Raw genomic sequence first — 12,577 nt, 5'->3', positions numbered from 1 at the left:
TTACTTAATGATTTTCAGTAATTCCTCTTCCAGAAACACTTTGTCCGTCATGTTGTCCATACGAATAATAGCTGCGCCCGTTGATAATCGATCGGCAAAATCAGACGTCGTGACGACAATGTCATATTCATCTGGATTGATGCTGCCGATATCAGAAGCATCGACCGTGGCCTCGATCCCGTGCTTTTGAATCACCTGTTCCGTAAATACCCTCAGCATCATACTGCTGCCTACACCTGCTCCGCAAACCGCTACAATTTTGTACATTACATCCCACTCCTTTTGATTAATTGAATGACTTCTTGCTTTGAAGTTGCCTCAGAGAGTTCCTGTTTGATGATGTCATCACTCAGAAAACTGATGATGCTCGATAGTAAATGCAGATGCTTATCGTGGTCAACTGCACACAGTCCGATCACGATATCCACCGGGTCGTTCTTTTCATGGCCGAAGGGGATCGGCTCTTCGAGTGTGACAATACTGATGCCCATATCAAGCACACCCGCTTCAGGACGGGCATGAGGCAAGGCAATCCCTGGCGCAATGACGATGTAAGTGCCGTTCTCTTCCACATTTTGAATCATTGCTGAAATATACGCCTCTGTAGCCAGGTGATTTTTCACCAGCAGGTCACCTGCAAATTCAATCGCCTGATTCCGGTTGGATGCTTTCGCATGAACCATCATCAGATCTTCGTTTACATGCTGCAATATCGTACTCACACTTCGTCATCTCCTTTTCCATCGAGTAGTGAAGCCTGTAAATAAGGGCGGATTTCCCGCGTATCTTGCATCTCCCGTAGCGCATTGACATGTCGTTGTTCACCAACAACGAGCAGAAGTTCAGATAATGCCTGCAGGTGTGAATAATCATCCGTTGCTGCAAAAGAAAAAATCAAATAGACTGGGTCGAATCCTGGTTTGTTAAAATTGACGCCTTTTTTACATAACAAAAGGGACATGGAAGGCTCCAGCGCTCCTTCCTCAGGTTTCGCGTGCAGCAATGCAACGTGGTGGGTGACTAACATATAAGGGCCGTTCGATTTCAGTCGATTGATGACGGCATGTTTATAGTCAGGCAGCACACACAGTTTATGTTCCAGGAGCTCTACAGATTGGAACACGGATTCTTCACAGTTCAGCTCTTCATCGGTAATGGTGATCCTGTTTTCCGGCAGTAACGTCAGTAGCCCCTTTTTCGTTTCAAGTTGAGGTTCTGGCGTATTCGCAGCCTCGATTCCTGTTTTTTGAAGGTATTGGATCAATTCATCATTAAAATTTTCGTCATTCAAACCGTATTTTTTGGCAATGGCGATAATATCGTTCGAATAATTGGAATAAAGGTGTGGCTGATCGGACTGGATATCGGTGATCAATGACTGAATCGTCAGTAGATCCGTATAGTCAGGGATCGGCTTTACGTTGATGACCGGTTTCTTGGTCCAGTCCGGATTTAACGGGACGGTCGTCATGTATAAATCGATGGCATCGTCTTGGTAGCGATAGGCTTCGTAGCGACTGACGACGTCCTCGATATGAATGTTCGGCAAAAAACGTGTGAGTCGTTCTTTGACAAACTGCGAAGTCCCAAGGCCGGTTTCGCAAATGATAACAGCATGCAGTTTTTCTAATGGCAGCTTGGGAGACTGCCGTTCAATGGCTGCTCCGAAATAAAGAGCGATATAATCCATCTCACGTTTCGGGACCTTGACGTTATACACCGCCTCAACCACTTGAGACGCAGCCAGAGCGGCGGCTGAAATCCCCGGATACAGCTCTTCGATGCTGATGGCATCAGATGATTCCACGGGAATGTTATGCGTTATGCGATTGATCATCGGATCCAGATGATTGAATAGTCCGGTGCGCAGCAAATGATCATCGTGCAGGTCAAGTCCCAGGAAGCTGCCGGCGATGGTGATCATCCGTGAGACGACCTCATCATCTTTTAAGCTGAACTGATCCGGTGCGAGCGTGGTGGAATACCTTGAAGAGACGAGATGAATCGTTAAATAGTGAACGTCATGTTCATTGATCTTGGCATCCGTCCCCAATATCGTCCGGATCAGTTTTTCACTCAGGGAGTGTAACGCTTCCTGCGCACCCCCGTAGCATGCTGCATCGAAGTTTAAAGAATCCGCATCCGAAGAGCGCATCCAGATGATGAAGAGGTGAAGCACGATGTTAGTTTTCGACTGCAATGTGAAGTTAAATGGGCTTTTATCGATGAGCGCCAGGATCGCAGGGATTCTTTGCTGAAAATGGGTCACGTTACTTATGCAGGAAGTGAATGCCTGATTCAGGCGGAAGCGGGTAATATCCTGATCCGTATCGATTTCCGAATCCAGTATCGTAAACAGCCATTGCCGGCGGACCCATTCATCACCGGTTACCCAATAGCCATGAGCACTCTTTCGGTGGATAGTGAATTGATGTTCGTTCATGAGGTTTTCCACTTGTTCAAAATCCCGTTGCACAGAGGAAAGACTGATTTTGAGTGTGGCCTCGATCTCTTTTAACAGCATAGGACGATCACTCGACAGCAATCTGAACACAATCCACGTCACGCGTTTTTCCTGTGTGAAGAAGGGGACGACGGTTTTTTCCTCAACGAGCTTGAAACACTTCTGTATGTCAGCGGGATCGCCTTTGATCCATACACCGGTTCCCGGCTTACGAAGTAATTCAATGCGGCTATTCTGGTGAAGCTCTTCACGAATGTCATCGAGATCATTACGAACCGTTCTGTCTGAGACATTCAGCGCAGACGAAATGTCGCTGATTTTCAGCGGAGCACCATCTTGTTTGAGTAACATTTTCAAAATCATTAAAGGCCGTTCCTTCAGTCGCATGTCATTCACCTCCGTCTCGTTCATTTGATCTATCTTCATTTTACATAGAAATGAAAGCCCTTTCTTTAAAGAAAGTCACTATTGTTTGCCACATCAATGTGGAAAAAAGACTAACACGGATTGCGTGCTCTGGTATTCTCTGGCCACTGTACCAAAGGAGACGGAAAAGACGCGTCGAAACCAACGAACCACCCCTGACAGGCAGAGAAGAGCTGCCTGTCAGGGGTGGTTTTGAAATGAACTGCATCGATTGTCACTTAATTTCCGACCGGCTCAAGGTGATTGATGAGCATATATCCTGGCGTGATGAGCAAGGGCCGGGTTTTGATGAGCAGCGGCCATCTTTTGATGAACAGACCGGAACTTCTGACGAGCAAAGCCTGACTTTTGATGAACAGAAACCGACAAGCCCGTCTTCTGACGCAAAAAAACAACCCTAAACCCTTTAACCCTCAGCTTGTCCAAGCCCATTGGACGAAAACCGATCAAAATCTGTTGAAAAGGAGAAGAAAAACGCAAATCAAACGCAGTTTTGGATCTGTTTTAATCAAATGATCTGTTGTCTGTAAATAAAAAGTGGTGCAGACGTCCGCCGTCTACACCACTTCTGGATTCTCAAGCGAATGCGCTATGTATGTCAACAGGATCCGTCAACAAGTGATTGCTAATCTAGTTCCTTGTTGAGTCGAAAAGCATTTGCCGATCAACCTCCTGGCAACCGTGGCAGGGAAAGGTTCGCAGACACTAAAAAATTGCTTTAATTGCAGCTGCTATTAAACGCGGGAAGTAGAGAAGCACCTCAAACATCCATCCGAGAATCGCATGAAGAGAATGGTTGTTTTCGATCTTCTTTTTTCTCATAGGATCATTCTCCTTCTTTCAAAAATCGATATGAAATGGGTGAAGACAGGTGAGGCATCATCAAAAAGCAGAGATCATGAATCATTTTGGTTCCTCTTCGAACGATCGGTCAATGTACGATAAACATATATGATGAGTCCTGCAATGACGCCAGTCATCATCCCCGACCAGAACCGCGAAATATTCAGCTCCTGTATGAAATGGATTGTGAAGGAGATTAAGATTGCAGTAGCAATAAACAGAAAAATTTTCAAACGATCAACTCCCTATCTAAAGCGTAAGTCGATTGTTGCAACCTGCGAAATGATCAACTTGTCATGAGGTCAGAACTTAATGATCAATTTGCCGTCTTCTTTATAACGATCGAAGAGACTTTCAAAATGACTATCAATCTTTTCGCCCCATTCATCTATTTCATCCGAATCCGAGGGATAGCCAAATTCTGCTTCGATATATTTTTCTGTATAGGCCTGCACCTTGTACATTCTTTCCTCTCTGGCTTCAAAATATTCTTCGGGTGATATATCCAGTTTCGATGCTTGTTTTTCATGAAAATCTTTGTCATCTGTCAGCTCATATCGTTCAGCAGCTTCTGTATCCGGAAAGATCGCTTGTTTACTCTCTTCAATCTCTTCTTCAGAAACCACGATCCCCATATCTTTTGCCTCCAGCAGCATGATTTCCTGTTTCAAGAAATGAGTCATCATGTCTTCCGGATCCTCCTCGAGTGAAAACTGCCAGAGAACCTCTTCGACCTTGATCTCTTCGCCATTGAGCTCAGCTATTACTTCATCTTTGTCATAGTTTGGTGATTGACAGGCCGTGAACAGTATCATCCCGGCCATCATAATAATTAGTGATTTCATGTTTTCCCTCCGAATCGATTCATAACATCATTTGAGAACGGTTTTATCAATGATTTTTATTAGTTGATAGTTTGAATCCCTGTGACCTCATCAAGTGTTACAAATGAAAACGCTCTGTAATGATCTTCGCAACTTCCCCAGCAGTCAAATGCGTATTATTGATTCTTATGTAATGATCCCTTTGAATTTCACCCTCATTGGAGTTTAACCGGTGATTCTCATATGTCTCCGTCAGTTCACGTTCTGTCCATTCAACATTTCTTTTCGTAGGCTTGTGTGCCAACCGGTGCGGGCTCTTATTTCGGGAGAGTCTTTCGCCGATATCAGCCTCCAATTCAACAAAATAAACCGTTGCCCCTTTGGATTCGAAAATCTCACAGATCTGGTCCACAAAGTCCCAATCCTCCTGCTGGTCAAATGCCCATACATAGGTAAAGATCAAACCTTCCTGATCACTGTCGGCGACTGCCTTAAAGATTTCCGTTCTGAACAGGGTGGATAATCGCCACATGTCAGGGCTGAAACTGAAATAAGGTTCAAGTAATTCAATGGTCATATGGTTGTGAAACAATTTCAATGCCGTTCTCTTTTCTAATTCCTGCCCGACAGTCATCTTCCCAACTGCCTGAGGGCCAAAAAGAAGTACAAATTTCATCGTCATTCCTCCGAAAATCGTGTCTGTTCATTCATGAATGCTTTTTCTTTAGAATCTCCCTGATATCTTCCCAGCCATACACCAGTTCACTGAGGTTTTTACCTGCGATCTCGATTTCAAGGGTATCGATGATGGTCCCGCCGAGTGCTTCATAGAAGAACCGGGACGGGTTGTCTTTCAGGACGAGAACGACCATGGAGCGAATGTTCATTGCAAGGAGCTCGTTCACAATCGCTTCCACCAGTAATGACCCGATCCCCTTGCCCTGATGCGCTTCCAGAAGATACACCGCACTCAGTTCACCGTTGAACCCTTCGTAGTTACCGCTTCGTTCTTCGCTCCCGGACGAGAACCCCACGATTTCGCCTTCAACTTCCGCAACAAAAACGATCCCCTCAGGAATGTTTCTTTCCCAAAGCCGTTCTCTGTTTTCATAGGTCAGTTGATCTAAATACTGATCTGGAATAATTCCTCGATATGTAGATAGCCAGCTGTCAACGTGCACCTTGGCAATCCCCCGTGCATCAGAAATCCGTGCTTTTCGGACGATCATAAAAACACCCTTTTTCTTCGGTGATCTAATTAACGATTAATTAAAGTGGAAAACTTTTTGAGAAACATCTTTAACATCCATCCGAAATTCGCATGAAGGCTATGATTGTTTATTTTGATTGATCAGCGTTTGCAGTTGGATAGAGATCCCGATTAAGAGAAATAAAATGCCGCCTGTGAATACGGTCAGGGCCATCCGGTAATCAAACAGCGTGAACAAAAACCCGACAATGAGTCCGGTAACGGTCAAAAACAGAGTGATGTACACATGAAGCACTTCCTTCCTGATATCAATTCATGATTAAAGATCATCATCCGCTCAGGTCGATGGTTAGTCACTTTGCTGTGTTATCCGCCAGGATTTCAATGACACATAGCAAACACCGATAAAAAAGATCAGGCCAGCAATCCAAAACGTCACGTTTTCCGGTATGGGCATCGTCACAAATGACAACGTTGCTCCAACCGCCCATTGTAAAATGAACAGGGCAATCCCAATCAATAAGCACTCCAGTAGAAACGAGAGGAGCTTGAATTGATTCTGCTCGTAACGGATGAATCCCCACGCACCGATGGCGCCGAGATAAAGGACAAAGTCCATTCTGACACACCTCCCAAACAGCCATTTCCAATCGCTGCAATTCGCTCCTTGCCCTGAACATTAAACGTACATAAAAAACCAGACAACCAGGATCATGCTCACGACACCCCAGATGACGACGCTCCAGATCCAGCGGATGATGGCCTTTTGTTTGATGGCCGCCTCATCGCTGTCAGGATGGGCCTTCACAAAAGCGAGGTCCTGTTCCATGCTTTTTTTCTGAACGAGGAGCACAATCAACCCTGCGAGGATAAAGCCAAAGGGAATCAGAAGATAGACATCCATAGCGATCTCTCCTTAAAAATGAATTCATCTACCGCGGATAGATGTTTAAACCGAGCCGGAAAAAAATCAAAAAGAACAAGGTTGTGATCAGTGAGCCGGTGGTGTCCCAATCGAACTGGCCATCCCGGATGACGATGTAGATGATGATCCCCGCAAACAGGACAGCAAGGCTTGATACGATGAGTTTCAATACAGATATCACAGGACCCCTCCATTCTCGGTACAATTCACGGTGTCGCTTCGCTTCAGGCGTTAATCGAATGTCGCAAAGGCGACGAGGTTCCCCTTGTCGCAGGACTGGAAGCCATTCTTTTCATAAAAGTGTCGCACGCCAGGGTCATCTTCCGTCAACAGCACCTTTTGTCGCACGTCGGGATAATCGTGCAGGATCTGCTGCAGGAGCCGTGAAGCAATGCCCTGGTTCCGGTAGGCCTTGAGAACGAGGATGTCCTGAATATACAGGACCGTGAAGTCGTCACCCACCGTGCGGATGAGCCCGACCAGTTCATCTCCGTCCCAGGCTGCTACCACGTCCAGGGAATTCTCGATCGCCTGCATCAGCACCGACATGTCGTTCGTATAGGCGTGCCAGCCTGCATCCAGGTAAAGGGCTTCGACTTGTGCTGCTGGAATGGTTTTATCGCGTTTGATCGTGATTGGCATGGGTACCCCTCCTCATACATGATGATGAACGAGCCGCTTTTCTGTCAGGTGACGAAAACAGTCAATCGCCGAACATGAGATTCTTTTAGTCTCTTTGGGTATATTATACAGGAAATGCAGGGCTGTAGGGGAACGGTTGTAAAAAAGTTGGGATTTAACTTGAGAAATTCAACAAAATCGTCCGAACCAGAGTCTGAAAGGAGGCACGAACGGCCACCGGCTGGTAAGATAGACAACAGCAGTACGAGGACGCCTGACGCTCTGAGCTTTCAGACACCAGGCGTGGACACAACGAGAGGCGGGAATCAGATGAGAGCAGTACAAGTGATGGGGTACGGGGACGTGGATCAGCTGCAGACGGTCACACAACCGGTGCCGGAACCAAAAAAGGATGAAGTGCTCATTCAAGTGAAGGCCTGTGCCATTAACAATACGGAGATCTGGATGCGGGAAGGGGCTTATGGCACAGGGGCCAAGTCCGGCTGGCGACCGGAGGGGGTGCAGTTTCCGCGGACGCCGGGCTCGGACATTACGGGCATCGTTGTGAAGACGGGGGAAGCGGTTGATGACGGCATGATCGGTAAATCGGTGGTCCTGTTTCCGTTTACATCAAGCGGTGCTGACGGAGAGGAACAGTATGCGGACGACATGGCCTTTATCGGCTCCGAATATGACGGCGGCTATGCGGACTACGTCGTCTGGCCGGCGGCGCTCTGTTTTGACATGCCCCTGCCGGACTTCACGGAGAGTGCGGTGTTTTCCGTCAGTGGGTTGACGGCCTGGCATATGGCAGAACAACTTCAGATCCAGCCCGGGGAGACGGTCGTGGTCACTGGGGCAAATGGCGGCGTGGGTTCACTCAATGTCCAGATAGCGGCGCGCGTATTTGGTGCGAAGGTGATTGCGATTGTCGGTGATCTGACGATGGCGGACAGCTTGAAAGCACTCGGGGCAACCCATGTCTGTTCGTACCGTTCAGAGCATCTGGCAGATGAGATCCTGAGCGTCACGGGCGGTCCTGTTGACGCCGTCCTCGATGTGGTCGGCGATGCGCTCTTTGCGACGTCGCTTAAGGTACTGAAGAAGGGCGGGAAGTTCTGCACGTCAGGCTCCGCTGGCGGTCAGAAGACGGAACTGGATTTTCGCACGCTCTATTTAAAACACATTACGCTCTTTGGCTCGGTTCTCGGAACAAGGGAAGAATTCAGACGGATGCTGCACGCGATTGCGGCAGGGACGATCCAACCGGTAATTGACCGCACCTTTCCGTTGACGCAGGCAAGGGAAGCGCAGACGTATTTTAAGAAAGCCGGAAAACTGGGCAAGGTTGTCCTTCTTCCTGAAGCCTGAGCAAATCAAAAAGCGCCTGGACCTGTGCAGTCAACCAACACTGCATCGGGTCAGGCGCTTTTCACATTCACGTTTGTACCCAGGTGGTGGCTTCGGTGATATCCGACAGGGAGTAATGCTTCATATCCGTCTTCGGCAGTTTACTCATCAGGCGGGTCACAACGGCGACGGATCGTTTGTCACTGACGACGGCGACTTTGTCAAAGTGACGCCAGTTCTTCAGATCGAAGTGCACGTCCGCGATCAAGGCATTCCCTTTGATGCTTGCGTTCTTGATCACAAACAGCATCTTCACCTTCTTATGAGCGGCTTTCAGCTCATAAAATAGCCTCTCCATTTCTTTGATGTCTTCGATCGTCACATCCCCGTCAATGTTCGCCTCCAGAATCGCTTCCTCATGATGCGTCACAAAGTTCATCATTGATACCGAACCCCCCCTTATAAAAAACCCTTTGCAGTTCTTTTCCCCTGAGGTGGAGGGGTCAAACTAGGACAATTAAGTCTGAGGAGCTACATACAGATTAAAAAAAGCAATAGTTTCATCGATTTGATTATTTCAATTATAGGTAGCGTCTATATCCTTTTAAATTAACAACAAGCGAACTTGAATTAGTCTAATTTGTATTAGTAGCTTTATATTTTCTAAAAAAAGGATGCTACTTTAACTAAATAATTAAGTTTCCTTACTTCAGTAAATTCTCCAATAATATCATCAAACAAAATAAATAAATCAAATGGTGCGTATTTCGTTGACTTCTAAAGCGACATCGATTAACATGTAATAAGAACGCACCAATGGTATTTTAAATCAAGGAAAAAAAAGGAGTTCGTATCTGTGGATGAGTATTGGAAAGTTGTTTGTTCCTATGGACATGTTGGGCGCAGTAATGAAATTAGTGTATCGCGTTATCTGGTGACGTCGAAGAAACTCAGGTCTATAGATGTGTACGATCTTGTTTCATCGATGCCAGGTGTTAAGAAGAGTCGAGGTGGTATCAGTGCAGTTCGAAAACTTGAACAGATATCGTATGATGAGTATCTGTTAGGAAAAGAAGAAGAAAGAGAAAATTTATATTTGCAAAAATTGATGTCATTTTATCCAAATCCGGATAAAGAAAGAATCATTGCATAATTGCAGAGAGGGAGTTTTGAGCGATGTACGCTGGACCTGAAATGGAACTTAAGTTAAAAAAGGTACATGATTTGAAAGAACAGGGGATCGTTATTGTAAAAGATGAAGTTCGCAGCAGTCCTACATCAAATCTAAAGGCGGATTTGATAGGATATACGATTGATGAAGATGGAGAATTAATTCCTCAAGTTGTGGTTGAAATTAAAGATAGCGTTACAAAGGGATCACAACAACAGTTGATGAAGTTGACAGAGGCGATACCGGTCCCTTATGCGTTATTGGTTACACCGGAAAAACAGGTCTGGTTTGAAACAGACACATTCCTCCAGGCTGAACCACCAATATTTAATAGCTCTCGAGAATATATAAACTCAGAAAAATTTCAGAAGGATTTATTGTGGCAAATTGTTGATCGATTAAGGGGAGAATTCCGGCCTGAAAAGACGTGGATCTATATCGTTCAAGGTATGCTGGTTCGATCTTATATGGAGGAAATGTCTTCATTGCATGAGTGGTTGGACTTAAAAGAGGATGATTATCAAGACCTGGTTGACGAAGCATTTCAATATTATCAGATTGATTTATTACCCGAAAAGACGAACGTTAATAAATTATCTTTTGAACTCTTCAAGTGGAAGCTAGGAGAGGTGAGGCATAAGGATTCTAAACACGCCGATTCATTGATTTCGTTGTCTGAGATAAATGAGTATGATGGAAATCACCGCACAGCCTCATCTGTGAGAGATTTATTCGTTGGATTAATTAATGTCCTAAAATTATCTGATTACTCTGTATTGGAAATGTGTGCAGGCTATGGACGTATTACAAGTGGCCTTTTACAGCAAAAAGATGAAATCGGATCATACTTTGGAATGGAACTGAATGAATATGTAGCAAATTATCACAAGATGCTCATGATTATCAGTGGACACGAACATATTAAGGTTAAACAAGGTGATGTTTTGGATCGGGATCATGAACTTCCAAATCAGCAAGACCTTGTCATTATCGATCCGCCTTTAGGGTTTCGTTTACCCCCACGTCGATATACAGGCTATGAATTGAATAAGAAAGCTATACAAGCATTGGATTTAATGTTGGAGCGCGCAACAGAGATTCTAAAACCGGAAGGATATATTATTTGTTTCGTGAACGAGGCATTTTTGTATCAGGGTACATCCGAGAATACAAGATCTTTGTTACTGGATCGAATGGTGATCGAAGCGATAATCAGTCTTCCCACCCACACATTAAAGCCTTTAACGAGCATTAAAGTTGGTGTACTTGTCTTGAGGAAAAAGAAGCAGGATGAAAAAGAACCTAAAAATTTGTTCGCAGCAGATTGTGAAACAATCGATGAATTTACAGAGGCCGTTCAGGGATTTGAGAAGTGGAAGAAGGGGGAGGAATTGTGAATACAACGATGACGCTTCCTTATGAAAAAATCACTAAGAAAGATTGGTCAATCAATGCTCTTTTGTCAGCATTAAATACTAAAAGGGAGCAAGGTCCGGCACTTGAAAAACTTGCGAGCTTAAATCCCGTCAAATTAAAGAAAACAGAGATTCAAGTAGACGAGATTTATCGTTATATTGATATATCTGCCCTTTCTCCGGAAAAAGGCATGGTAGAAGAAATAAAAGAAATGGAAGGTGCAAAGCTTCCAGCGAGAGCAACGCTGCAGGTTCAAACCGGAGATCTCATTCTATCCAGTGTGCGCCCTGAGCGAAATGCAGTTGCGAGAATCACTGACAATTTATCAGGCTGTTTGGTCAATAATACATTTATTGTTATACGCCCTCATCAACGTACATTTTCATATTTGCTCTATTTCGTATTAAGGACTGACAACGTTCGTTCAAAATTCATGCTGATCGCAAGAGGAAATGCGATCCCTACGATGAAAACTAAGGATGTAAAGGACGTCAAGTTACCGATTTATGGGGTGACAGACGAGCAAGAACAAACCGCAGAGAAACTCTATAATCAATGGTATCAAAAACAAATGAGTGTTCAATCACTGGGAGATTTGGTTGAATCGGTACTCCGGGATTTCGATGTCTTCAGCCCTGTCAGTCAGGAACAGAAGCATCGAACACTGTATAGTGCAATTTCTTATTGCGAGCTAGAGGGCCGTTGGGATGTTGCCTCGAGCTTAAACGAAGTTGACCTGGAGAAAGAAGCAAGGGTGCCGATGAGACCATTAGAATCATTGGCGGTTTCGTTCAAAGCTGGGGCTACCATTTCAGCAAAAGAATATCAGGACGAAGGGACTCCATATATTCGTATAAAAAATATCGAAAAGGGTACATTAACGGATCATGAACTTGTGTATGTGTCAGAGGAATGGGCTGAAAAATTCGAGAAGGCTATTATAAAGCCTTATCATGTATTGATTTCAAGGGTAGGAACTGTCGGTAAAACCGGCGTCGCAGATAAAGCTTTTTCAGGTGCTTTGGCGAGCCAACATATCACGTTAGTTGAGGCGAATCGAGAGAAACTTCTTCCTTTGTTTTTAAGCTATTTCATGATGACAGAGTGGGGGCTGACACAGCTTCAGCAGCGTGCAAGTGGATCATCGCAGGTGTTTATCAAGCTGAAAGATATAAAAGAACTCCTGGTTCCTGCCATTCCAATTTCAGATCAGGAAAAAATTATTTTAGCCATTAAAAAGAAGGAATTCCAGCAATCGGATCAAGAAGTAAAGAAAGAGATAGAAAAATTAACAAATGAAATCATTGTTTAATTTAAGACAAGGAAA

The 12,577-nt window shown here is 44.8% G+C and carries 17 protein-coding genes; 5 read left to right on the top strand and 12 right to left on the bottom strand.

Annotated features, from left to right (window positions below; all coding sequences use genetic code 11):
- From BBEV_RS15935 to BBEV_RS15925, 3 genes are read right to left on the bottom strand one after another with little or no spacing between them, the layout of a single operon-like run.
- Window positions 1-267 carry a PTS sugar transporter subunit IIB gene (locus tag BBEV_RS15935; protein ID WP_069366365.1) on the bottom strand — a complete coding sequence of 89 codons (267 nt, stop codon included), beginning with the start codon at window positions 265-267 and terminating at the stop codon, window positions 1-3.
- The gene (locus BBEV_RS15930; protein ID WP_157101020.1) at window positions 267-722 is read right to left on the bottom strand and encodes a PTS sugar transporter subunit IIA; all 456 of its coding nucleotides are present in this window, start codon (window positions 720-722) and stop codon (window positions 267-269) included. Before BBEV_RS15930 ends, BBEV_RS15935 begins: the two co-directional genes overlap by 1 nt.
- Window positions 719-2,890, bottom strand: coding sequence for a BglG family transcription antiterminator (locus BBEV_RS15925; protein WP_084007440.1), 2,172 nt, complete (start codon window positions 2,888-2,890; stop codon window positions 719-721). Before BBEV_RS15925 ends, BBEV_RS15930 begins: the two co-directional genes overlap by 4 nt.
- A gap of 59 nt (window positions 2,891-2,949) precedes the next feature.
- Between BBEV_RS15925 and BBEV_RS17680 the strand changes: the two genes are divergently transcribed.
- Window positions 2,950-3,291 (top strand): hypothetical protein, encoded by a 342-nt coding sequence (locus tag BBEV_RS17680; RefSeq protein ID WP_198155029.1) that lies wholly within the window; start codon window positions 2,950-2,952, stop codon window positions 3,289-3,291.
- 744 nt (window positions 3,292-4,035) lie between these two features.
- Here the strand turns inward: BBEV_RS17680 and BBEV_RS15915 are convergent.
- The 8 genes from BBEV_RS15915 to BBEV_RS15890 all read right to left on the bottom strand — a co-directional run bounded on the left by BBEV_RS15915 (window position 4,036) and on the right by BBEV_RS15890 (window position 7,334).
- A complete protein-coding gene (locus tag BBEV_RS15915) occupies window positions 4,036-4,578 on the bottom strand; it encodes a hypothetical protein (RefSeq protein WP_069366362.1) in 543 nt (180 codons plus the stop codon).
- 97 nt (window positions 4,579-4,675) lie between these two features.
- The gene (locus tag BBEV_RS15910) at window positions 4,676-5,233 is read right to left on the bottom strand and encodes a DEAD/DEAH box helicase family protein (protein WP_069366361.1); all 558 of its coding nucleotides are present in this window, start codon (window positions 5,231-5,233) and stop codon (window positions 4,676-4,678) included.
- Between the two features lie 31 nt (window positions 5,234-5,264).
- Window positions 5,265-5,786 carry a GNAT family N-acetyltransferase gene (locus BBEV_RS15905; RefSeq protein ID WP_069366360.1) on the bottom strand — a complete coding sequence of 174 codons (522 nt, stop codon included), beginning with the start codon at window positions 5,784-5,786 and terminating at the stop codon, window positions 5,265-5,267.
- 99 nt (window positions 5,787-5,885) lie between these two features.
- Complete coding sequence (locus BBEV_RS17490) at window positions 5,886-6,062, bottom strand: hypothetical protein (protein ID WP_198155028.1); 177 nt, start codon at window positions 6,060-6,062, stop codon at window positions 5,886-5,888.
- Between the two features lie 54 nt (window positions 6,063-6,116).
- Window positions 6,117-6,386 carry a hypothetical protein gene (locus BBEV_RS15900; RefSeq protein ID WP_069366359.1) on the bottom strand — a complete coding sequence of 90 codons (270 nt, stop codon included), beginning with the start codon at window positions 6,384-6,386 and terminating at the stop codon, window positions 6,117-6,119.
- 60 nt (window positions 6,387-6,446) lie between these two features.
- Window positions 6,447-6,671, bottom strand: a complete 225-nt coding sequence (locus BBEV_RS15895) for a hypothetical protein (RefSeq protein WP_069366358.1) — start codon at window positions 6,669-6,671, stop codon at window positions 6,447-6,449.
- A 28-nt stretch (window positions 6,672-6,699) separates the two neighbouring features.
- On the bottom strand, window positions 6,700-6,873 hold the full coding sequence (locus BBEV_RS17485; RefSeq protein ID WP_157101018.1) for a hypothetical protein: 174 nt from the start codon (window positions 6,871-6,873) through the stop codon (window positions 6,700-6,702).
- 50 nt (window positions 6,874-6,923) lie between these two features.
- A complete protein-coding gene (locus tag BBEV_RS15890; RefSeq protein WP_069366357.1) occupies window positions 6,924-7,334 on the bottom strand; it encodes a GNAT family N-acetyltransferase in 411 nt (136 codons plus the stop codon).
- Window positions 7,335-7,643: 309 nt separating this feature from the next.
- On the opposite strand from BBEV_RS15890, the gene BBEV_RS15885 reads away from it, so the two are divergent.
- Window positions 7,644-8,684: a zinc-binding dehydrogenase gene (locus tag BBEV_RS15885; protein ID WP_069366356.1), complete on the top strand. Its 1,041-nt coding sequence runs from the start codon at window positions 7,644-7,646 to the stop codon at window positions 8,682-8,684.
- A gap of 67 nt (window positions 8,685-8,751) precedes the next feature.
- On the opposite strand, the gene BBEV_RS15880 is transcribed toward BBEV_RS15885, so the two are convergent.
- Window positions 8,752-9,105: a SpoIIAA family protein gene (locus BBEV_RS15880; protein ID WP_069366355.1), complete on the bottom strand. Its 354-nt coding sequence runs from the start codon at window positions 9,103-9,105 to the stop codon at window positions 8,752-8,754.
- Window positions 9,106-9,519: 414 nt separating this feature from the next.
- On the opposite strand from BBEV_RS15880, the gene BBEV_RS15875 reads away from it, so the two are divergent.
- From BBEV_RS15875 to BBEV_RS15865, 3 genes are read left to right on the top strand one after another with little or no spacing between them, the layout of a single operon-like run.
- A complete protein-coding gene (locus tag BBEV_RS15875; RefSeq protein WP_069366354.1) occupies window positions 9,520-9,816 on the top strand; it encodes a hypothetical protein in 297 nt (98 codons plus the stop codon).
- A gap of 23 nt (window positions 9,817-9,839) precedes the next feature.
- On the top strand, window positions 9,840-11,231 hold the full coding sequence (locus tag BBEV_RS15870) for an N-6 DNA methylase (protein WP_069366353.1): 1,392 nt from the start codon (window positions 9,840-9,842) through the stop codon (window positions 11,229-11,231).
- Complete coding sequence (locus BBEV_RS15865) at window positions 11,228-12,562, top strand: restriction endonuclease subunit S (RefSeq protein ID WP_069366352.1); 1,335 nt, start codon at window positions 11,228-11,230, stop codon at window positions 12,560-12,562. The genes BBEV_RS15870 and BBEV_RS15865 overlap by 4 nt, the downstream gene beginning before the upstream one ends.
- Window positions 12,563-12,577: the final 15 nt, after the last annotated feature.

The sequence above is a fragment of the Salisediminibacterium beveridgei genome (assembly GCF_001721685.1).
Lineage (GTDB): Bacteria > Bacillota > Bacilli > Bacillales > Salisediminibacteriaceae > Salisediminibacterium > Salisediminibacterium beveridgei.
Note: the sequence above shows the minus strand (reverse complement) of the source record. Positions and strands in the feature narration are given on the sequence as shown.

Coding starts and splice junctions, on each gene's coding strand:
- BBEV_RS15910 (WP_069366361.1), bottom strand. CDS start 5,233: ATGAAATTTGTACTTCTTTTTGGCCCTCAGGCAGTTGGGAAGATGACT.
- BBEV_RS15935 (WP_069366365.1), bottom strand. CDS start 267: ATGTACAAAATTGTAGCGGTTTGCGGAGCAGGTGTAGGCAGCAGTATG.
- BBEV_RS15915 (WP_069366362.1), bottom strand. CDS start 4,578: ATGAAATCACTAATTATTATGATGGCCGGGATGATACTGTTCACGGCC.
- BBEV_RS15880 (WP_069366355.1), bottom strand. CDS start 9,105: ATGATGAACTTTGTGACGCATCATGAGGAAGCGATTCTGGAGGCGAAC.
- BBEV_RS15885 (WP_069366356.1), top strand. CDS start 7,644: ATGAGAGCAGTACAAGTGATGGGGTACGGGGACGTGGATCAGCTGCAG.
- BBEV_RS15870 (WP_069366353.1), top strand. CDS start 9,840: ATGTACGCTGGACCTGAAATGGAACTTAAGTTAAAAAAGGTACATGAT.
- BBEV_RS15895 (WP_069366358.1), bottom strand. CDS start 6,671: ATGGATGTCTATCTTCTGATTCCCTTTGGCTTTATCCTCGCAGGGTTG.
- BBEV_RS15890 (WP_069366357.1), bottom strand. CDS start 7,334: ATGCCAATCACGATCAAACGCGATAAAACCATTCCAGCAGCACAAGTC.
- BBEV_RS15905 (WP_069366360.1), bottom strand. CDS start 5,786: ATGATCGTCCGAAAAGCACGGATTTCTGATGCACGGGGGATTGCCAAG.
- BBEV_RS15925 (WP_084007440.1), bottom strand. CDS start 2,890: ATGAAGATAGATCAAATGAACGAGACGGAGGTGAATGACATGCGACTG.
- BBEV_RS15900 (WP_069366359.1), bottom strand. CDS start 6,386: ATGGACTTTGTCCTTTATCTCGGCGCCATCGGTGCGTGGGGATTCATC.